We start from the raw sequence: 21,056 nt of genomic DNA, 5'->3' as shown, positions 1-21,056 counted from the left end.
TTTAAATAGTGCTTACCGCTTCAATTTAGCATTCCTTTAATTGTAGGTCCATTTGCTTATAAGTACATTTACGTTGCAATTGTGAGCGCATTAATTGCTAAAAAGATAACACTTTACTATTACAATTGAAGTCCCAACGATTGGGCGATCTAATTTCAATTTAAAAACTATGGCTACTATTACCCTAGGCGGAAATACTACGCATACTTCTGGTGAACTCCCTAAAGTTGGCACCGCTGCTCCTGACTTTAAACTTGCTTCAAAAGATCTTGCTCAAGTAAGTCTTGAGCAGTACAAAGGCAAACGCATTGTGATGAATATTTTCCCAAGTGTAGATACTGGGGTTTGTGCTGCTTCTGTACGACATTTTAATAAAGATGCTGCAGCTCTTGATGATACGGCAGTATTGTGTATCTCACGCGATTTACCATTTGCCCAAGCACGTTTTTGTGGTGCCGAAGGTCTAGACAACGTAGAAACACTCTCTGACTTTAAAGATGGTAGTTTTGGTAAAGACTACGGGCTGGAAATTGCCGATGGTGCTTTTGCCGGACTGCATTCACGCGTTGTGCTTGTTTTAGATGCTGACCACAACATCATTTATGAGGAACAAGTGCCCGAAATTGGTCAAGAACCCGACTACGAAGCTGCCTTAAGCGTTCTCAACTAAAGTATGACTGACCCGGAAACCAAAGAACATTTTGTAGTAAATAGAATCAAGGCCTTTAAATATGCTTTTAAGGGCGCTTGGTTACTCCTCAAAAACGAACCTAGCATTCAGGTGCAGAGTTTGTGTGCTCTGGTGGTAACCGTTTTAGGCTTTGTTTACGAAATCTCTTCGGTAGAATGGTGTATTCAATTACTGGCCATTGGCTTAGTTCTAGCGGTTGAGGGACTCAATACAGCTATTGAAAAAATAGCCGATTTCATTCACCCGGATTACCATAAAAAAATTGGAGTGATCAAAGATGTTTCTGCGGGAGCAGTCACCTTTGCTGCTGTTATCGCGGCAATTGTAGGCGGTATCATTTATATCCCTAAACTGTTCTAAAATTTTATAAGTTTAGTACCGTTTGATATTTGTACTTTTACGCGCTAATCAATTTACATGAATTAATTAGCGCTAGCATTACACCTATTAATCGTAGCAAAATCAAGCTCTTATAGTAAATCTTGGCTTTGCTACTATACTTTAAAAATTTTTGAAGCTTCAAGTTGCTTCTTGAAGCCCAATCGCGACTCTAGAGTTTACGCTTATAATGGCCAGAAAAAAGACTAAAACTAAAGCAAAATCTAAAACGACTAAGCAGTCCAAAAAAATCTCTTTTGTACTGTCTAAACAACAAAAGATCGTTCTGGGAAGTTTTCTATTCCTTCTGGGACTGGCGTTGTTGTTTTCTTTTATCTCCTATTTTTTCAGCTGGCAGGCAGATCAGAGTACGCTCAACGATCTAAGCGATCGCAGTTTACAATCTCAAAATTGGCTAAACAAATTTGGTGCTGCTCTTGGCGACTTCTTTATTTATCAAGGCTTCGGTCTTGCCGCGTTTACCATTGCAGTTCTGGTTACCTTAACCGGATTTTATTACTTTTTTGACAAGCCTAAAAAACGACTTCAATCTTTTTGGTTTTGGGGCATCATTGTGATGCTTTGGTTTGCAACCTTTTTAGGTTTTTTCTCAGAAACGAGTCCGTTACTTGGCGGAATGGTAGGTTTTGAACTTAATGATTTCCTTCAGGATTTTATCGGGCTGATCGGTACCATTCTGGTACTTGCGTTTGTTGCGATTGTATATTTCGCCGTAAGGCTAAAACTGACCCCTGAGCATATTACGCACTTTTTCGCAAAGCGAAAGCAAGCCTTTGCCTCTGAATTTAATTCGCAAGACGATGAGGGTAATGAGTTTGTAGATACGGCGTTTGATAAAGATAATATTGAATTACCAAAAGAAGCTCCAGAAGAAGAACTTGAAGAACCACAGTTAAAAACAACTCCTGCTCAGCCTGCTCCGGCTCCTACTCCGGTTAAGGAAAAAGAAACTCCAAAAGATGCAGACGAAGATTTTGAGATCGAAATTGAAGAAACCGTCGAGGAAGAGGAAGTCGTTGAGAATTTAAGCACTAAACTCGTACAAGATTTTGGGGAGTTTGACCCAACGCTAGAACTCAGCAATTATCGCTTCCCTACGATCGAATTGCTTAAAGATTATACTAAAGGTCAAAGCATTACCGTAGATCAGGAAGAACTTGAAGAAAATAAAAATCGCATTGTAGATACGCTTAAAAACTACAAGATTGATATTGCGCATATTAAAGCGACCGTTGGTCCTACGGTAACGCTATACGAGATCGTTCCGGAGGCCGGAATACGTATTTCAAAAATCAAAAATCTTGAAGACGATATTGCGCTTTCCTTAGCTGCATTAGGTATTCGTATCATTGCCCCTATCCCGGGAAAAGGTACCATTGGTATTGAAGTTCCTAATAAGAATGCGCGTATCGTTTCTATGCGTTCGGCGATCGCCTCGCCAAAGTTTCAAAATGCAGAAATGGAACTCCCGCTTACATTAGGTAAAACCATTTCTAACGAAACCTTTGTGGTCGATCTGGCAAAAATGCCGCACTTACTTATGGCGGGCGCTACCGGTCAGGGTAAATCGGTAGGATTGAATGCGATTCTTACTTCGTTACTGTACAAAAAGCATCCTGCGGAAGTAAAGTTTGTATTGGTTGATCCCAAGAAAGTTGAACTTACCTTATTCAATAAAATAGAACGTCATTATCTGGCGAAATTACCAGATTCTGAAGATGCGATCATCACTGATAATACTAAAGTGATCAATACGCTCAACTCGTTGTGTATTGAGATGGATAAACGTTACGACCTGCTCAAAGATGCGATGGCGCGTAACATTAAGGAATATAACGCCAAATTTAAGCGACGTAAACTCAATCCTAATGACGGACATAAATTTTTACCGTATATCGTTTTGGTAATTGACGAGTTTGCCGATTTAATTATGACCGCCGGTAAAGAAGTTGAAACGCCTATTGCACGTCTTGCACAGCTGGCACGGGCTATTGGTATTCACTTGATTGTAGCCACCCAAAGACCTTCGGTGAATGTGATCACGGGGATTATTAAAGCCAATTTCCCTGCCAGAATTGCCTTTAGAGTGACATCAAAGATTGACTCGCGTACCATTCTTGACAGTCAGGGTGCAGATCAGTTAATAGGTCGAGGTGATATGCTGTTTACCCAAGGAAATAGTTTAATACGTGTGCAGTGCGCATTTGTAGACACTCCTGAAGTTGAAAAAATCACAGATTTTATCGGCTCGCAGAAAGCGTATCCTGAGGCACATCAACTTCCTGAATACGTAGGTGAAGAAGGTGGCACAAGTCTTGATATAGATGCAAGTGACCGGGATGCCTTGTTTATGGAAGCTGCCGAAGTTATTGTAACAGCGCAACAAGGAAGCGCGTCTTTATTACAACGAAAATTAAAATTAGGATATAACAGAGCCGGTAGAATTATAGATCAGCTAGAAGCTGCCGGTATTGTTGGTCCGTTTGAAGGTAGTAAAGCAAGACAGGTACTCGTGTCTGATATGAATGCATTACATCAACAATTAAACAATGAATAACATGAATTTTTCTAAAATAAAGATTTTTACGCTTGCCCTAATTGCATTGGTTTCTGTAAGCAGTGCATTTGCACAGGATGCTAAAGCCAAAAAACTTCTAGATCAGGTTTCTGCTAAGGTAAAAACCTATGACAATATGTTTATTGATTTTAAGTACGGTTTGTCTAATGATGCCGCCGGAATCAATCAGGAAACACGTGGTGACGTGACCTTAGATGGTGATAAATACAAATTAAACTTGATGGGGACTACGCAAATGTATGATGGTAAAAAATTATACACTATCGTTCCTGAAGATGAAGAGATCACCATTTCTACTCAAGATCCGGGAGATGACGATGCCATAACGCCTTCTAAAATGCTTACATTTTTTAACGAAGGCTACACTTATAAATGGGATATTGAGCAAAATGTAAATGGTCGTAAAATTCAATATGTGAAGCTTACGCCCATGGATTCTAACAGCGAATTAAAATCGGCTTTATTGGGTGTTGACGCACAAACCAAGCACATTTATCGCTTGATTATGACCCAAAACAACGGAAGTAAGATCACCATTACTGTCAACTCGTTTAAGACAAACCAACCTTTACCGGGTAATCTTTTTACCTTTGACGCTTCAAAATACGGAGATTATTACATCAATAATTTAGACTAGTTTTCTCTTGAAGATCCTTGACCGGTACATACTACTCACGTTTATCAAGAATTTTTTAAGCACGTTCATCATTTTGATGTTCATATTTGTGCTTCAGACGGTATGGCTTTATATAAAAGAGCTGGCCGGCAAAGATCTTGATCTCGTGATCATCGTAAAATTCCTGCTCTATTTCTCTCCTCGCCTGGTTACATTGGTACTGCCGTTAACGGTTTTGCTTACCAGTATTATGACCTTCGGAAACTTTGCTGAGAATTATGAGTTTGCCGCGATGAAATCTACCGGAATTTCATTACAGCGCGCTATGCGCAGTCTTACAATTTTCATTTTAGCTCTGGCAGGAATCTCCTTTTTGTTTGCAAACTATGTGATTCCTGCTGCAGAGTTTGAGTCGCTTAACCTCCGCCGAAACATCGCTCAGGTAAAACCTGCGATGGCGATCACAAAAGGGCAATACACCACGATTGGTGAAGATTATGTGATGAAAGTCGCCGATAAACAAGGAGACAAAGGTCAGTTTTTAAAAGATGTGATCATCTACCAAAAAGATCCCAGCCGCGTGGGTAATTACACGGTGATCAAAGCGCGTGAAGGCGAACTCATTAGCGCTGAGGGTGACAACGTGCTTTCGTTAAAACTGATTGACGGAAATTACTATGACGAGGTCGAGCAAAAAGATTTTAGAAAACAAAAACGCGAACCTTTCGTCAAAAGTTATTTTGAGACCTACACGATCAATATTGACCTTTCTGAGATTGATAACGTAGATATGGATGAAAAGAGTATAGACAATGCCTACACTATGCTTACGGTAAAGCAGCTTAATGATACTCTCGTTGATATTTCAAAAAATTACAACACCTATCTAGCTTCGTTAGGAAAAGCTCAGGTACGCGAAATGCAGTTGCGCAAACTAGACACTTCATATCTTAAAAATATTCCGCGGGATACTACGCGAACGCTCAATCCTGATCTTATTGAAAATTTTGAGTTTTCTGAGCAAATTCAAGTGTTAGATTATGCAAAAACCACGGTTAAGAACACCATCACTTCTATTAAAAATCGAAAAACCGATAATTCGGTTAAGGTGAAAACCTTGAGCAAATATGAGATCGCACTGCACGAAAAGTTTGTGCTAGCTTTTGGTTGCGTGATCTTGTTTTTTGTGGGAGCTCCGCTAGGTGCAATTATCAGAAAAGGTGGTCTTGGACTTCCTATTGTTGTGGGAGTGGTGCTCTTCCTCACCTATCATTTCATTGGAATTTTCGCCAAAAACAGCGCCGAAGACGGCAGCGTTGCCGCTTGGTTGGCAAGTTGGTTAAGCACCTTAATTCTATTTCCGTTAGGCGTTTATTTAACGTATAGAGCTACAACTGACCAAGGACTCTTTGACCTTGACGGATTTTTAGATCCGGTTAAAAAATTATTCCAAAAGAAAAAAGATCAAAAAGTTGATCCTGAGCAACCGCTGGCTGATTTCAATCTAAGCAATTCAGAAAAAGCGATTCTTAAAACAAAAACAAAACGGGAATTAGAAGATATTATCGCTAACTACAAAGCATACGGCTACTCTTCCACTTTTAAAGAAGCAGCAGAAACCTTACACAAGAACATTTAAGCAGTATTAAATTTGCTTATGATTTTCAGTAAACTACCTCAGGGTTAGGCCGTGAGGCATTAGTTGGAAACATATTTTCAATTTCGAGGCATCCCGATAGCTATCGGGACGAAGGTATTAAACCCTTTGGCGGTGCCAATTAAAAGCAGCCTAAATCGTACCTTTACGTTATCGTTAAGTTAGCGCCTAACGATGTATAAATTGATAAGAAATACTTCGTTTTTAAAAATAGAAGTAGTATTCTTTTACCATTAAAAATTCAATTATGGCAGCGCAAACGCTTACCAAAGAAATACAATTAAATACCATTCCTGAAGCGATAGAAGATATCAAAAAGGGAAAAGTAATCATTGTCGTTGACGATGAAGATCGGGAAAATGAAGGTGATTTTCTAGCTGCCTCTGAAATGGTTACTGCCGAAACTATAAACTTTATGGCGACGCACGGCCGCGGCCTTATTTGCGCACCTATTACCGAAGAACGTTGTAAAGAACTGAAACTCGAAATGATGGTAGGCACCAATAGCGACCCTATGGAAACTGCATTTACGGTTTCGGTTGATTTAAAGGGTCACGGCGTTACCACAGGTATAAGTGCTTTAGATCGGGCAAAAGCTGTTAAAGCCTTTACCAATCCTGAAATGAAACCCTGGGATTTCACAAAACCCGGACATATTTTTCCGTTGAAAGCCAAAGAAGGCGGCGTTTTACGCAGGACCGGTCATACCGAAGCTGCAATTGACTTTGCCCGTTTAGCAGGATTTGCTCCTGCCGGGGTGATTGTCGAAGTGATGAATGAAGATGGGACGATGGCTAGATTGCCTCAACTCGCAGAGATCGCAAAAAAATTTGATCTAAAAATCGTTTCTATTGCTGATCTGGTTGCCTATCGTATGCAGCACGATTCGCTGATTGTTAAGAAAGAAGATTTTACGATTCAAACGCATTATGGTGAATTTAGACTTCGTGCGTACCAGCAAACCACAAATGACCAAATTCATATTGCGCTTACCAAAGGCACCTGGGTTAATGATGAGCCGGTGCTTGTACGCGTTAATTCGACTTTTGTGAACAATGATATCCTAAGCACACTTACCGAACAACCGGACACCAAACTAGATCAGATTTTTGAAGTGATCAATAAAGAAGGAAAGGGCGCTGTGGTGTTCATCAATCAGGAAAACTTTGCAAGTAAACTTTTGTATCGTCTTGCTGATCTTAAAGAACGTCAAGAATCAGGACGCCAACCCAATCCACATCCTAAAATGGATTTGAAAGATTTTGGTATAGGTGCGCAGATTTTACACGATTTAGGTATTTCTAAGATCAAATTATTATCCAACAGCGAGGAGCACAAACGCGTAGGTATGATAGGCTACGGACTTGAAATTGCCGATCGCGTACATTATTAAACGCTTAATTTTCAGAAAGAACTGTCACGCCGCTTCTCTTTTTTCGTATTTTGAATATCAAGCATTCAAAAAACGATTTTATGAGCACTCAACGTTACGCTTCGGTTTTACTCATTTTTGGCTTCGGAAGTTTTATGCAAGCCCAGATAGCATCTCAAATGCATCTGACCGAGCCTGATTCTTTGGTCACTAATCAACCTTTAAATCTTAATGAACAGGATTTTTCAATTTCTGTTTTAAATGATTTTGAAGACCGGTTTGAAGCTTTTGAATTCCTTCCACAAAAACCCAACGGATTTAAACCATTAATGCCCATTATAAAGCCTGATGATTCTTTTGAAAACAAAATGCGCTATTTAGATCGCGAAGATCCCTATCAATACAATATGCCCATTTTAGAACCAATTATGATCAACAGATTTTATCAATCATAAATGGATTATAGTTTCCTTTTGAGGACGGCGCACCTTTTTGAAATCGGCAAACATATCGTCAGTGGCGCGGTATCCCACAGGCAACACTAAAGCAGAAGCAAGATTGTGTTTTTTGAGTTCGAGGATTTCGTCAAATTTTTCTGGTTCAAAGCCTTCCATAGGGCAGGCATCTATCTTTTCTAATGCACAAACGGTGAGTAAGTTCCCTAAGGTTAAATAAGCCTGACGAATAGCCCATTCCCGAGTATCAGCCATAGGCTGTTTATCAAATTTTTGCTCCAGCATTTCTCTAAAGGGTTTGAGAATGGCGTCGGGAGTTTCTCGCACTTCTTTCACCCTGTCAAAATAGTTTGTTACAAAAGGTGCTTCAACTTTACGCTCAACGCAAATCACTAATACGTGAGAGGCATCTAGCACTTGACTTTGATTCATTGCGGCTTCTTTTAAGCGCTGCTGAAGTGTTTTATCTGAAATTACTACCAAACGCACCGGTTGCAATCCGTAAGATGTGGCTGTAAGGTTGAATGCTTCCTTTAAGACATCAAGCTTATCCTCCGAAAGGATTTTAGAATCATCGAATTTTTTAGTTGCGTAGCGCCATTTTAGACTGGAGATCACATTCATTTGGGTACAATTTTTTGTAAAGATACTGCCTTACTTTTGCTCTTGGCTTATAAAAAGCTAAGGAATTCTTATCTAACCATTAAAAATCTCAACTATTTAAGAGACTTTACCTCATTTATTACATACGTTGTTACCTCTAGATTACGTTTGCATTAAAACAAATGATAAGTTTACAGTTTAGAAGTTGCTATGCTTTTTATTTATGCCGATTAAGAAATTACTTGCTTTACGTGTGTTGCGCTATCTAGTCCTTTTAGGATTATTGATCTTACTGCTCACCTCTTTTCTCGCCTATCATATCAATGACGAAACCGAAGCTTATATTTATGATTCGGTAGATGCATTGCCTGAAACCTATACCGGTCTTGTTTTGGGTGCCAGTGTGCGACGTAATGGCGAACTATCTACAATGCTTAGAGACCGTGTAGAGTCTGCCCTACTACTCTACAAACGCGGAAAAATAAAACGCTTTCTAGTTTCTGGTGACAACCGAACAACCAATTACAATGAACCCGTTGCTATGAAGAACTACCTTTTAGATCGCGGCGTTCCCGAAGAAGACATTTTTATGGATTTTGCCGGGTTTGACACCTATGATTCGGTGTACCGCGCATCGTATATTTTTGAGGTAGATAATGCAATTGTTGTTTCGCAGCGCTTTCACCTGCCGCGAGCTGTTTACATTGCCCGTCGTATGAACCTTAATTTTTATGGTTACAACGGTGATCGCCGAGAATATGAGTTGGAATCTCGCAATAGATTTAGAGAAGTTGCAGCGAATGTAAAAGCCTGGCTCGAACTTTTGATCAATAAAGAGCCTCATTTTAAGGGAGATAAAATCCCCATCACCGGAAAAAACAATTAAGCGAAAAAATCCTTAAAAAAGTGCATTGTCAAATAGAAAAATGTTTCTATATTTGCACCCGCAATCAGCAAATAGCTGATGAGACACTCAAGGAGAAATGGCAGAGTGGTCGAATGCGGCGGTCTTGAAAACCGTTGAGGGTCACACCTCCGGGGGTTCGAATCCCTCTTTCTCCGCGGAAAGCCCTTTAATAGGCAATAAAAACCCTGTAAATAGTTGATTTACAGGGTTTTTTATTTTTATTGATTTCATTTGATATTAAATAAGTACAAAGAAAAGGTGGACAATTCGGTGTCACTTTTTTATGTGCACCAACTGACACCGAATAACATTTAAAACACTGTATTTCAATGTTTTAATTTCGTGTTTCATTAAATATTTTTGATTACATTGAAGAGAATTTAAAATAGTATTCGGTGTCACATTCTCTTTCTCTTCTGTTCTACATCAAAAAAAGTAAAGCCGATGAATACGGTAAAGCTGTTATTTATCTACGGATAACGCTCAATGGCCGCAGGGCTGAATGTAGTATTCATAGGAAAGTCAAAGTTGACGATTGGCACTCCAAAACCCAACGCGCTTTAGGTAATTCCCAAAATTCGCAAGAGATTAATAGAGAAATAAGCATAATCACAGATAAGATATATGGTATTCAGCATCAGTTTCAACGTGAAGGGGAATCTTATACTGCTTTGAATCTTCGAGATTCATACTTAGGTAAAGACAAATCCCAAAAGATGCTTCTTGAGATTTTTCAGGACCACAATAACAAAGTGGACAACTTAGTAGGAAAAGATTTCGCCGCTGGAACTGCAGAGCGATATCGCACTTGCAAAAAACACGTAGCAGCATTTATAAAATACAAATACAAGAAAAGTGATATACCTGTTCAAGAAGTAGATCATAAATTCATTACAGGCCTGGAATACTATCTAAAAACGACTCGAAAGTGTGCGCACAACTCAGCCATAAAATATATTACCAATTTCAAAAAGATAATTCGTATTGCTCACGCTAACGACTGGATTGATAAAGATCCCTTTTTAAACTGGAAAGCTAAACTTAAAACTGTGGACCGTGAATTTTTGACGGAAGAGGAGATTCAAAAAATCATCGATCTTAATTTGAAAATGGAACGACTAGATCAAGTACGTGATATTTTCATCTTTTGCTGCTTTACAGGCCTCGCCTATGCGGATGTAAAAAAGCTGAATAGAACTGATGTTAGCATAGGAGCTGATGGTGAAGAATGGGTAAAAACAAAGCGTTCTAAAACAGATACAAGAAGTAATATTCCAATTTTGCCAATTGCGAAAAAGATTATTGAAAAATATAAAGACAACGAACTGCTGAAAGAAAAAGAATTAGTGCTGCCAGTACTTAGCAATCAGAAAATGAACGCATATATTAAGGAGATAGCAACCTTAGCAGGCATTACTAAAAATCTTACTTTTCATTTGGCAAGACATACCTTTGCCACTACTGTAACTCTTACTAATGGTGTACCTATTGAATCTGTTAGCAAAATGTTGGGACATACTAATTTAAAAACAACCCAGCATTATGCGAAAATTTTAGATATGAAAGTATCACGTGATATGTCTATTTTGAGAGATAAGTTTAAATCTAAAATCTAGTCATCCCATTTGTGCTTCCGCTCTAATTTTTGAACATATTCAAAAAATGGACTTCTCATAGTCGGCTCTTTTAAATTAAAATCATTTTTGGCATAGATCTGGGCAATCTTTTGCCAATTATCCATTTTCCATTTTTTTGATTTTAGATAAATATAAAATTTCCTCGCTTCAATTTCCGGCCAGTTGTTTTGCTCAAAAAAGTCAATAATAGATTTCTGAAAAATTGGCTCGGCCTGTTTATTTATGTTTTTATTTTTTTGTTTTATAGAAGGTATCATTTTTTGGACTCCCAATGGTGGGGTCGAGTCCAATTTCTGAACTGAACTTGTACCATTGCTTGTATCAATTTTGGGATGAAGAATTATCATTTCAACTTGAGAGGGATTTTTTGGAGTTGAAGAAGGATAGTATTTTAGATAACCCCATTTCACCAAATCTTTTAGATGGCCGTGGTAGGTTGTTTTTGATTTGATCTTTGCCCATTTTCTTATCTCCTTGCTATTGATTGAAATTTTCCTCCTAAAAAATTCTCGATTCCATTTTTGAAAAAAAGCGATGTACAAGGATATGTGCCCTTGTTTAACTTTTGGGTCATCATTGAAACGCTTAAAAATTTCATTAAGCTGTATGATATAATTTACTTTTTCCATTTTGATAGATTTGTTCATTTATAAATGTTTTACTCTATAGACTACATTCTAAAAGGCATATTTCTTTTCCACAATCAGGGGCTTTTCTTTTTCCGTCTCCAATTCAAAAAGGGACTGCAGCATCGCGTTGGTAGGTTTAGTTTGGGTCTTTTCGATATCGCGTATAATGGCAATAACTGCATTAATACGCTTTTTAAGGTTGGCTTCTAGGGTTCTTCCTGAAGGACCTAAACGTTCGTTTGGCGAGAGCTCATTGACTTGAAAAAAATCAAGCATTTCTCGTAAGGCCATCGACTGCGATCTGGATAACTTTTTACTGAAGACTCGAAAATCTCGTGCTACAGATTCCTTGATGCTCAAGTTGACAAACCGCTCTTTTTCATATCCTTTATCCATTTTTCCGTGAATTTTTTGTGGTGTTTATTGGGGTCACTGCATTTTTCCATTAAAAACACCCGGTTGACCTTTAGAATACAACGCTAATAAAACACGCTTACCTCCTATTTTCATTGGGGTTGGTGCAGATAAGATTGTCTTGTAACCTCGCGTAGCGGGTTACCCTCTTGCTTTTCCTTTTCGTTCGCCCCAGGCGAACAAAATTTCAAACCAACGGATTCCATTTTCGATTGCATAAAATGGTCCATTGCTTGCATCGAGGAAATAATTCCAAGTATGTAAAATGGTATAGGTAGGTTATCAGCGAAAGTCAAAAAAGGGATATACCTACATAATTTAGTTGCTGTGCTCCAGCCCTTTAAATATAATTTATTTTGCAAAAAAAAGGTGGGTTCGCATAAAAAAGACCTCTAAATAGTTAGAGGCCTTTGATACGGTTAGCTGTTTTACAAAATCCCTTCATCAGCAAAACTGTAATAGTCTCCTGTGGGATTGATGATGATATGATCTAAAATTTTGATGTCTAAAAAGTCGGCACCTGCTTTTATTTTACGGGTCAATTGCCTATCGGCTTCGCTAGGTCTTAGGGTTCCACTCGGGTGGTTGTGTACTAAGATTAGTGCTACGGATAAAGATTTCAAGGCTACTGCGAAAAGTAATCTAAGATCCACTAAGGTGCCTGTGATTCCCCCTGCAGATATCTGATAAATACCTTTTACTTTGTTGCTATTATTAAGCAATACGATTTTAAAGGATTCATAAACGGCAATAGTGTTTTGGTCCCAGTTCTGATAAATCACGTGGGCGGCCAGTGAAGAAGAACTAATTTGTGGCCAATGCTCCGCCTTGCGTTTTGGTCTATAACTAAGACTTATTTCATTGATACGTGTTTCCATAGTTTCTAGGATTTAATATTCATTAGGGAGCATCAACATATCATCTACAAAAAACAGTCGTAGTTCATCTAAAGGAAAGTCGGTGTACTCGTATTCCTGTTCCAATAGAATGGTTCCGTTCCCATCAGCATAGGTGATTTTCGCCTCTTTATGAGTCCGCTCTTGTACGCTCGTTGGATTGCGTTTGAAAAGAATCACAATAAAGTTGCTCTTGTTTTTAAGGCTTTTACACACTACTGCGGTGTCCGTAACTAGCCAGTGACATTGGGCTTGTTCTGTGAGGTATTTAATCCCCTCGGTATATCGTGCTTTTACAAGGGGTATTTTATAATAAGTTGTACTCCCACAAAACCCTTGTAGCTGTTCTATTAATTGTTTACTTTGTGCGCTCATTTTAAGTTATTTAAAGTGAATAATTAGAGGGCGTTAATAGTGGAACATCTTCGCCCTCTTTTTTAAGTGATTTACTCGGATTTGCTACCCAGTAATACAATTTCGGAAGCTTCTACTTCAGTAACATAGCGCTTAAGCCCGGCAGTATCGGTATAGCTTCTGGATTTAAGTTTTCCGGTTAATGCCAGTTCTTTGCCCTTGGGTGCATAATTCTCAATAAGCTCGGCCGTTTTGCCCCACGCCACAATGGTGTGCCACTGGGTATCCTGTGTTTTTTCGCCTTTGGCATTTTTGTAAAACTCATTGGTTGCCAATGAAAAGCGCATTACTTTTTTACCGCTTTCTAGGGTTGTTAGTGTAGGCTCTTGCCCTACGTTTCCGATTAATTGAACTTGATTTCTTAGTGTACTCATAACTCTAAAATTTAGATGATTAAAAATGCTGCCCAAACCCTTTGGACAGTTTGCGTTTATACCTTCAAAAAATGATTTACTTATGTTATCCTGAGCGTTTCCCTTTTTTGTTTTTAAGGTTTTTGATTCCGCTTCTTTTTGTATGTTTTGAACTGATTTCATAAGATTTCTTTTTGATTTACTTCCATTAGTGCCTATCGCTGTTCCCTTTTTTTGTTGCTGATACATTTTCAAGAGTTTGAATTAGTAAGGACATATAAAAGCGAGGCACGAGCGGTTATGCTGTCCAGCTAACTTCAAACTATTGGTATTTTGCTTTCAAAAAAAGAGAAGTACAGCGATGCTGCTTAAGGGAATTCAAAAAGCTAACGAGGGAAGTTTTAAAACTTGAGAAGGGGAATTAATTTATTATAGTCTAACATATATAAGCGAGTCAATAAAAAACAAGTCCCATCATCGAAATAATGATAGGGCTTTTAGTTATTACAACCTTTCTTTGGGTTATAATTAAATCATTTTAAGATAAATGTTACTCAATCATCTTTGAGAACCACTTGATGATCTTCGGGTCTCTGTAACTAAAGAATAAACTTTTATTAGTATCAAGGCTTCGTGAATATCATCTGCAGAAAGTTCAAAATCAAAAACATTAAAATTTTCTAATTCGATCTTCATTCGCTGATTTTGGAATCACTACAATATTCTTTTCTATCATAAAGCGAAAAGCCCCCTGCGCTACACTTTTTGATATTTATTACCCATAGCTTGTAAGACATTATTGCTAAAAAATCATTGTGTACTCGCCGTTAGAACATTGGGGCGCCGGACCAGACAAAAAAGTAGGCGTTTTAGGAATAGGTGGTTTAGGTCACCTTGCCATTAAGATAGCAAAAGTAATGGGCTCTTAAGTCACTGTTTTTACAATTTCTCCTGCTAAAGTTGAATACGCAAAACATCTAGGTGAGGATAAAGCAGTGCTCTTTATAGATGAGCCGTAAATGAAGGCTCCTATGGGGGTCTCAAGACATCATTATCGAAACCGTTTCGGCAAAACATGATATAAGTCAATACTTGGGAGTGTTGAAAATAGATGGTTCCTTAGTTTTAGTTGTTTTACCTCCTGAAGCCCTAGAAGTTGCTGCTTTTAATGTAGTTATGGGACGCAAAAGCTTCTCTGCCTCTAATATTTATGGTATCGCTGAAACTTAAGAAATACTAGATTTTTGCTATGAGCACAATAGTGTCGCCGAGTCAGAAATCATTACGATGTCAGAAGTAAATGAAGCTTTTGAACGCTTAGAAAAAGGGGTTGTGAAATATCTCTTTTTGATCGATATGGATTCACTCAACTAATTTTAAAAACGAAAATTAGTTGAGGGTTACCCGAGAAGAGTAACCTTTTATTCCTTAAATATGTGATGTGCTTACAACTATTAAAGTAAAATATATAACATCAATTTTTTATGAAGTTTTAATGCTGTACTCTAAAACTAACAAGTAAAAAACACCTAAAGTAATTGTCTAGTGTTAAAAAGGGACTAATTCGGTGGATATAAATATATAGAGCGCTTTTAAAGCCAGAAATAACGCTGAAAACTGCAAATTCGGATAGTTCCTCTTTCTCCGCAAAAAGCCCCATTATCATAATGATGACGGGGCTTTGTTTTTATAGGTTAAACTATATTATTCCCTTTTTTATCTTCAATAGCAAAGGCTAAACCTGGTTGTTTCTACATTTCTATTATTCTTTGTCTAAATTTTTTATAATGCTAAACTTATCTCTAGCTTTAAAAGCTTAGGATTTTCTAAATTATAGGTTGCCCTTTCTTTAAACTTTAAATCAAACTATGTAAATTCAGATTCCAATATGCTTCCAAGAAATAAAACAGAAAACCTATTGCCTTATGATGGTTGCGTGGCATTTGATCCTTCATTCATTGACGTCACAATGCAAGCATATTATATGGATGTTTTCTCCAACGCAATTCCTTGGCAATCTGATCGAATTGTAATTTTTGGAAAGACAATTTACACCCAAAGAAAAACTGCTTTATTTGGAGATTCAGGCTTAACTTATACCTATTCAGGTACCAAGCGCCAGTGCGAAATATGGAATCAAGATTTGCTGAATTTGAAAGCCAAATTGGAAGATCAGCTTCACGAAACATTTAACAGTTGCCTATTAAACTATTACCCTGATGGAACTACTGCTATGGGATGGCATAGTGATGATGAGCGTGATTTGGTTGCAAACGGTACTATTGCAACCTTAAGTTTTGGAGCTACACGCAAATTCAATCTGAAGCATAATAAAACCAAAAATAAAGTGAGTTTTGAGCTGCACGCTGGGAGTCTGTTAGTGATGAAAGATGAAACACAACAGTTTTGGAAACACAACATTTCCAAAACTAAAAAGGTAACAACCCCTCGTATAAGTTTGACTTTTCGTCAACTAATAAAACATTGAGGGACTAAATCGGTAACTTATAAGGCTTCCTACAAATTTGAATTTTTATTTGGCTTAGCTACAGTATCATCAGAACTAGAAGTAGGCCAACCTTTAATCCCCTTTAAAATTCGTTTATCGATGCTTTGATGATCGGGTCCGTGTAATACAGACATATCACCTGTAGTTTCTAAAATCACGGCATACACTTCTTTAAAATTTAATGCGTTGGCCTCTCTCAATTTAGCAATAAGGTCATCTTCACCAACATTAGTTTTCTTTAAATTTTCGTAGAAAATCTCTCCTTGATACATTAATACCACAGGATCGTTAGATATTAAATGTTGCATCGTTTTCGATTTTCGCCTTAACCACGAATAAATACTCTGAAAAGCCACAATACAAGCGAGCGCAATTGTCCCCTTAACTAGTGATTGATTTGTATTTAAAACAATTGAGGCGAGTACGGAACCAATCGCAATGGTCGCAGCAAAATCAAAACTCGACATTTTGGCAAATGTACGCAGTCCATTGATACGCGTAATTACAATCATCACAGTAAAAATAGAAATTACTGACAGTACCACTTTGATTATTGTAGTCTCTGAAACAACAAGCCAATTTTCCATATACATTCCATTTTAATAATTATTGCTAAAAATTATAAACATTAGAGTTCTTAATGATTGCTAATTCTAGGTTTTAGAGCATTTTAACGGGTTAATGTTAATTTTTGTTATTCTGCTAGTTCACAAAATATGCGAAATATAATTTTAAGTAAACAACCATATAACTAACCATAATTCCTATGTACACGCAATTACCCACACAGCCCCTACGTCGAATTGAGAAATCCTCCGTGCTTGATACTATCGGGAACACTCCACTCATACACCTCAAGCGACTATCTTCTATTACAGGTCGTGAAGTTTACGCTAAAATGGAAATGGCCAATCCTGGTGGAAGTATTAAAGATCGCACTAGTTTAGCAATAGTTGAAGAAGGAATTCGCAAAGGTCATTTTACAAAAGATACTACCTTGATTGAGAGTAGTAGCGGAAATATGGCTGTAGGTTTGGCACAAGTATGTTGTTATTATAACATACCTCTGATTATCGTAGTTGATCCAAAAGCCAATCCGCATACATTGAAGATATTAAACGCATATGGGGCTAAAATCAATAAAGTAAAAAAACCTATTGCTAATGGCGGCTATCTGGGGGCACGACTTGCTCGAATTCAGGAGTTACTTCTGGAAATCCCGAATTCGGTATGGACGAATCAATATCAAAATGAATCCAATCCGAAAGCGCATCATCGTACGATGCGAGAAATATATCACGATCTGCCGGAAGTAGATTATGTTTTCGCCGCAACCAGCACTTGCGGTACCCTGATGGGGTGTGCCAATTACATTCAAGCGCACGGACTGAATACAAAGATGATTGCGGTAGATGCGGTCGGAAGCGTTCTTTTTGGTCATAAACCTCAAGAACGTCATATTCCAGGCCATGGTGCAGGACTACCCTCCCATTTTTTGAGAAGAGAAGCTATTGAAAGTGCGTGTCATATCTCAGATATGGAATGTGTTGAAGGATGTCATAAGCTTTTAGATACCGAAGGTATTCTTGCTGGCGGTTCTTCAGGAGCAGTCTTAAGCGCCTTTTTAAAATTACAGCAGCAGCTGCCTGAGAATAGTAAAAGCGTATTAATTCTTTGCGATCGAGGAGAGCGTTATCTTGATACGCTATATAATCAAAACTGGGTTCAAAGTCATCTAAAATAATGGAGTTCGCTGATTTTCACATAGGAATCATAGGTTTAGGACCTAAAGGCTTTTATGGATTTGAAAGGCTCGTAGCTGAACTTGATCATTGCGATAATTGTAGTGCTATAACTATTCATTTGTTCAACGAAACTGAAAATTTTGCAAGTGGGTGGATCTATGATCCTAATCAGCCCGAATATCTTTTGATGAACTATCCCAATAAATATATTTCTTGTAGTCCTTCAAATGCCTTGCAACCGCTTATCCCTATTCAATCTTTTAGTGATTGGTTAAGTTCAACGTATAATCTCCCTAAAGAGCAAGTTGATTCACAGGTAGCTCCTAGAGCAGTAGTGGGAAGGTATTTACAGTATTATTTTGAACGTATTCTTAGCGCTGCACGTATTAAAATTAATATTCAACTACACACTACTTGTGTCACTGATATCCTGAAAGAAACAGAGGGTTATAAATTGCTGACAGAAAACACTTGTTGCAAGGATATACATTTTCAATCGCTTTTAATTACAACAGGCCACAGCCCTGCAATTCAAAGCTGTAAGCAGCAAAAGAAAGAATCACAATGCTATATCCCCTTTGTCTATCCACTTTGCGAAAACCTTAATCCTATTCCCCCTCAATCCACCGTGTTGTGTAAGGGTATGGGACTTACAGCCATAGATGCCATTCTTGAGTTGACTGAAGGGCGTCGAGGGGTATTTAAAAAAAATACATCAGGGGCTTTCGATTATTTAAAATCTGGAAATGAGCCGGCATTGATAATTGCATATTCACGTTCTGGTATTCCTATTGTACCAAGAGGGGATCAATCAGATATGCTAAATTCAACTAGCCATTTTCTAAAAAATAAGATCGATTCAATTTTAAATTCGCATACTCATGTTGATTTTGAGAGGGACATACTGCCTTGGATCAAACTAGACATTGAATTAGCGTATTATCAGATGCTTTTTAAAATGTATGGGTTTGAGTATACACCTTCTGATGTAGCACACTTTAATGCAGCAAAGACTGATTTTCATAGATTGAATTTAGCAATAGCTCCCTTTAAGGCAGATGAACTCCTCTACCCCGAAGCACATTCCAATCTAGACTACGCTAATTCACCTGAAAACTATTGGAATTTTTGGATTAAAGAATTAGATCAAGCTCAAAGTCCATGGGTAGCTGCGGCAAGTGCGTGGAGGAATCTTTCTAAAGAGTTCAATAGACTTTACCAAACAGCGCTTTTAACTTCTAAATCAAGAAAACGGTTTCAAGATACTTATTTCGGACTTTTCAACCGTATTGCATATGGGCCTCCAATTGAAAATATTAAAAAAATGCTCGCTCTGCATCAGGCCGGAATTCTCAATTTTTCATTTGCAAAACATCCGAGTACAGTATCTACCAAACGTGGGTGGACGGTTACATTAAATAATCATAAGCAGGATGCAGACTTTATGATTGATGCGCGAATACCCCGAAAATTCACCAAATCATCCGCAATACTTTTTAATGGAAATAGCACGACCTCTTTGTTCTCTTCCCCTCAAGAGCAAGATTGGATAGATTTACATTGCACCATTGAAGGGCACCCAATTTCATCATCCGGATCCATAGAAAAAAACATCGTTTTATATGGTACACCCACAGAACATATACTATTTGATAATGACTCGCTTTCTAGAGCACATAACGATACGTCAAGTGCCTGGGCGCGTAACACTGTAAAAAACGTTCAAGAAATCAAAAATTACAACCTTACTTATGAATCCTAATTTACCTGCACTAACTCCTATTACTTCTCAATGGATGCATCAACTTATAGGCAATTTTGACCTTCTAGAGCACCTCTTAGAGGCATATGGTTCGCCAATAAATCTGCATCATTTAAAAGCATTTCAAGAAAATATAGAAGAGTATCAGAAAATTTTAGATACCTATCAGATCAAGTATCAATTGTTTTTTGCCAGAAAAGCAAATAAATTTAAGAATCTCATCCCTGCCGCAGCCCAAATGAATATAGGTATTGATACCGCCAGCTACCCCGAACTTCAACAATGTTTAGATCTTAATATCAGCTCAGACAAACTTATCTCTACTGCTGCCATTAAGAATAAAAAATTGTTGCAAACTGCTATTGAGCAAGAGGTTTTACTTATCATAGATAATCAAGATGAATTCGATCAGGTTCTGGCGCTCTCTACTCAACTTAATAAAAAAGTAAAAATTGGTATACGCATTTCAGGATTTGATTTTCAAGGGTCTAAATTAAAAAGTCGTTTCGGGTTTGATATCACAGCCGTTACTCAATTTATAGAGCGTTACTTTAAAGATGCTACAGTTTTAGGTAAAATTCGTTTAGAGGGTTTTCATTTTCATTTAGATGGTTATAGTACCGCTCAACGTGGAACAGCGCTTCATCAAACCCTAGATCTTATCGAAATATTGAAACCTCTTGAATTACCTATTTCTTTTATTGATATAGGTGGAGGAATATTGATGAACTATCTGCAATCTCAACAAGAATGGGATGCGTTTCAACACGTATTAAAACAGGCTGTCTTAGAACAGCATCCTTCTATTACTTACAATAACGACGGTCTAGGTTTTACTATGCGCAACGGGGAACTCGAAGGACATTTGCAAACGTACCCATATTACAACGAGAATACTAAGGCTAATTTTCTCAAAGAAATTTTGGAAACGCCTAATCAAAATAATAAAACTGTTGTTCAACGACTGCAAGCTAATAGTATTGAATTACGTCTAGAACCGGGGCGTAGTTTACTGGATCAAGTAGGAATTACCGTAGCCCGTGTAGCGCATCGCAAAATAGATGCAGAAGGAAATCACCTTGTAGGTTTGGAAATGAATATGTCCCAATTAAAAAGTTCAAGTGCCGATTTTCTTTTAGATCCTTTTGTAAGCTATAAACATCAAAAATCTAATGCTGAATCTGTTCCTGTATATTTTACTGGAGCCTATTGTCTGGAGCGGGATATTTTATTGAAACGCAAAATCATGTTACCACAGCTTCCGGAAATTGGAGATGCGGTCCTATTTGTGAATACCGCTGGTTATATGATGCATTTCTTTGAAACTGAAGCCCATTTGTTTGAGCGTGCTCAAAATTTAAGTATTGCTGAGTACCAAGAGGATTATCATTTTAAGAATTTTGATCAGGAATATTAGAC

The 21,056-nt window shown here is 37.9% G+C and carries 21 protein-coding genes and 1 tRNA gene; 14 read left to right on the top strand and 8 right to left on the bottom strand.

The window, feature by feature from the left end:
• The first annotated feature begins 169 nt into the window (after positions 1–169).
• From tpx to HCN54_RS04485, 7 genes are all read left to right on the top strand, one after another.
• The gene (gene tpx / locus HCN54_RS04515; RefSeq protein ID WP_167596723.1) at positions 170–670 is read left to right on the top strand and encodes a thiol peroxidase; all 501 of its coding nucleotides are present in this window, start codon (positions 170–172) and stop codon (positions 668–670) included.
• Between the two features lie 3 nt (positions 671–673).
• Positions 674–1,051, top strand: coding sequence for a diacylglycerol kinase (locus tag HCN54_RS04510; RefSeq protein ID WP_167596722.1), 378 nt, complete (start codon positions 674–676; stop codon positions 1,049–1,051).
• A gap of 208 nt (positions 1,052–1,259) precedes the next feature.
• The gene (locus HCN54_RS04505) at positions 1,260–3,647 is read left to right on the top strand and encodes a DNA translocase FtsK (RefSeq protein ID WP_167596721.1); all 2,388 of its coding nucleotides are present in this window, start codon (positions 1,260–1,262) and stop codon (positions 3,645–3,647) included.
• Positions 3,640–4,305: a LolA family protein gene (locus tag HCN54_RS04500; protein ID WP_167596720.1), complete on the top strand. Its 666-nt coding sequence runs from the start codon at positions 3,640–3,642 to the stop codon at positions 4,303–4,305. Before HCN54_RS04505 ends, HCN54_RS04500 begins: the two co-directional genes overlap by 8 nt.
• A gap of 7 nt (positions 4,306–4,312) precedes the next feature.
• Positions 4,313–5,923 carry an LptF/LptG family permease gene (locus HCN54_RS04495; protein WP_240924944.1) on the top strand — a complete coding sequence of 537 codons (1,611 nt, stop codon included), beginning with the start codon at positions 4,313–4,315 and terminating at the stop codon, positions 5,921–5,923.
• Positions 5,924–6,188: 265 nt separating this feature from the next.
• Positions 6,189–7,334, top strand: a complete 1,146-nt coding sequence (gene ribB, locus HCN54_RS04490; protein ID WP_072982717.1) for a 3,4-dihydroxy-2-butanone-4-phosphate synthase — start codon at positions 6,189–6,191, stop codon at positions 7,332–7,334.
• Positions 7,335–7,414: 80 nt separating this feature from the next.
• On the top strand, positions 7,415–7,768 hold the full coding sequence (locus tag HCN54_RS04485) for a hypothetical protein (RefSeq protein WP_167596719.1): 354 nt from the start codon (positions 7,415–7,417) through the stop codon (positions 7,766–7,768).
• On the opposite strand, the gene HCN54_RS04480 is transcribed toward HCN54_RS04485, so the two are convergent.
• Positions 7,763–8,392: an NAD(P)H-dependent oxidoreductase gene (locus HCN54_RS04480; RefSeq protein ID WP_167596718.1), complete on the bottom strand. Its 630-nt coding sequence runs from the start codon at positions 8,390–8,392 to the stop codon at positions 7,763–7,765. The genes HCN54_RS04485 and HCN54_RS04480 overlap by 6 nt on opposite strands.
• Before the next feature lie 202 nt (positions 8,393–8,594).
• Between HCN54_RS04480 and HCN54_RS04475 the strand changes: the two genes are divergently transcribed.
• The 3 genes from HCN54_RS04475 to HCN54_RS04465 all read left to right on the top strand — a co-directional run bounded on the left by HCN54_RS04475 (position 8,595) and on the right by HCN54_RS04465 (position 10,894).
• The gene (locus tag HCN54_RS04475; protein ID WP_167596717.1) at positions 8,595–9,257 is read left to right on the top strand and encodes a vancomycin high temperature exclusion protein; all 663 of its coding nucleotides are present in this window, start codon (positions 8,595–8,597) and stop codon (positions 9,255–9,257) included.
• A gap of 91 nt (positions 9,258–9,348) precedes the next feature.
• Positions 9,349–9,433: transfer RNA gene (locus HCN54_RS04470), tRNA-Ser, on the top strand.
• Between the two features lie 240 nt (positions 9,434–9,673).
• Positions 9,674–10,894: a site-specific integrase gene (locus HCN54_RS04465; RefSeq protein WP_167596716.1), complete on the top strand. Its 1,221-nt coding sequence runs from the start codon at positions 9,674–9,676 to the stop codon at positions 10,892–10,894.
• Here the strand turns inward: HCN54_RS04465 and HCN54_RS04460 are convergent.
• The 6 genes from HCN54_RS04460 to HCN54_RS04435 all read right to left on the bottom strand — a co-directional run bounded on the left by HCN54_RS04460 (position 10,891) and on the right by HCN54_RS04435 (position 14,317).
• Entirely contained in the window at positions 10,891–11,562 is a 672-nt protein-coding gene (locus HCN54_RS04460; protein WP_167596715.1) for a hypothetical protein, read from the bottom strand. The genes HCN54_RS04465 and HCN54_RS04460 overlap by 4 nt on opposite strands.
• Before the next feature lie 30 nt (positions 11,563–11,592).
• Complete coding sequence (locus HCN54_RS04455; protein WP_167596714.1) at positions 11,593–11,940, bottom strand: BfmA/BtgA family mobilization protein; 348 nt, start codon at positions 11,938–11,940, stop codon at positions 11,593–11,595.
• Positions 11,941–12,386: 446 nt separating this feature from the next.
• The gene (locus tag HCN54_RS04450) at positions 12,387–12,836 is read right to left on the bottom strand and encodes a RadC family protein (RefSeq protein WP_167596713.1); all 450 of its coding nucleotides are present in this window, start codon (positions 12,834–12,836) and stop codon (positions 12,387–12,389) included.
• A 12-nt stretch (positions 12,837–12,848) separates the two neighbouring features.
• Entirely contained in the window at positions 12,849–13,229 is a 381-nt protein-coding gene (locus HCN54_RS04445) for a DUF6876 family protein (protein WP_167596712.1), read from the bottom strand.
• A 71-nt stretch (positions 13,230–13,300) separates the two neighbouring features.
• Positions 13,301–13,642, bottom strand: a complete 342-nt coding sequence (locus HCN54_RS04440) for a single-stranded DNA-binding protein (protein WP_167596711.1) — start codon at positions 13,640–13,642, stop codon at positions 13,301–13,303.
• Positions 13,643–14,179: 537 nt separating this feature from the next.
• The gene (locus tag HCN54_RS04435) at positions 14,180–14,317 is read right to left on the bottom strand and encodes a hypothetical protein (protein WP_167596710.1); all 138 of its coding nucleotides are present in this window, start codon (positions 14,315–14,317) and stop codon (positions 14,180–14,182) included.
• 1,192 nt (positions 14,318–15,509) lie between these two features.
• Between HCN54_RS04435 and HCN54_RS04430 the strand changes: the two genes are divergently transcribed.
• The gene (locus tag HCN54_RS04430) at positions 15,510–16,109 is read left to right on the top strand and encodes an alpha-ketoglutarate-dependent dioxygenase AlkB family protein (RefSeq protein ID WP_167596709.1); all 600 of its coding nucleotides are present in this window, start codon (positions 15,510–15,512) and stop codon (positions 16,107–16,109) included.
• A 29-nt stretch (positions 16,110–16,138) separates the two neighbouring features.
• Here HCN54_RS04430 and HCN54_RS04425 read toward each other — a convergent pair whose 3' ends face one another.
• Positions 16,139–16,717 (bottom strand): DUF421 domain-containing protein, encoded by a 579-nt coding sequence (locus HCN54_RS04425; protein ID WP_167596708.1) that lies wholly within the window; start codon positions 16,715–16,717, stop codon positions 16,139–16,141.
• Positions 16,718–16,896: 179 nt separating this feature from the next.
• On the opposite strand from HCN54_RS04425, the gene sbnA reads away from it, so the two are divergent.
• Genes sbnA through HCN54_RS04410 form a run of 3 tightly spaced genes read left to right on the top strand, consistent with a single transcriptional unit; the run spans position 16,897 to position 21,054 of the window.
• A complete protein-coding gene (gene sbnA / locus HCN54_RS04420) occupies positions 16,897–17,874 on the top strand; it encodes a 2,3-diaminopropionate biosynthesis protein SbnA (protein ID WP_167596707.1) in 978 nt (325 codons plus the stop codon).
• Positions 17,874–19,637, top strand: a complete 1,764-nt coding sequence (locus tag HCN54_RS04415; RefSeq protein WP_167596706.1) for an FAD/NAD(P)-binding protein — start codon at positions 17,874–17,876, stop codon at positions 19,635–19,637. The genes sbnA and HCN54_RS04415 overlap by 1 nt, the downstream gene beginning before the upstream one ends.
• Entirely contained in the window at positions 19,627–21,054 is a 1,428-nt protein-coding gene (locus HCN54_RS04410) for a Y4yA family PLP-dependent enzyme (RefSeq protein WP_167596705.1), read from the top strand. The genes HCN54_RS04415 and HCN54_RS04410 overlap by 11 nt, the downstream gene beginning before the upstream one ends.
• Positions 21,055–21,056 lie beyond the last annotated feature (2 nt).

The organism is Leeuwenhoekiella sp. ZYFB001 (assembly GCF_011784865.1).
Taxonomy (GTDB): domain Bacteria; phylum Bacteroidota; class Bacteroidia; order Flavobacteriales; family Flavobacteriaceae; genus Leeuwenhoekiella; species Leeuwenhoekiella palythoae.
Note: the sequence above shows the minus strand (reverse complement) of the source record. Positions and strands in the feature narration are given on the sequence as shown.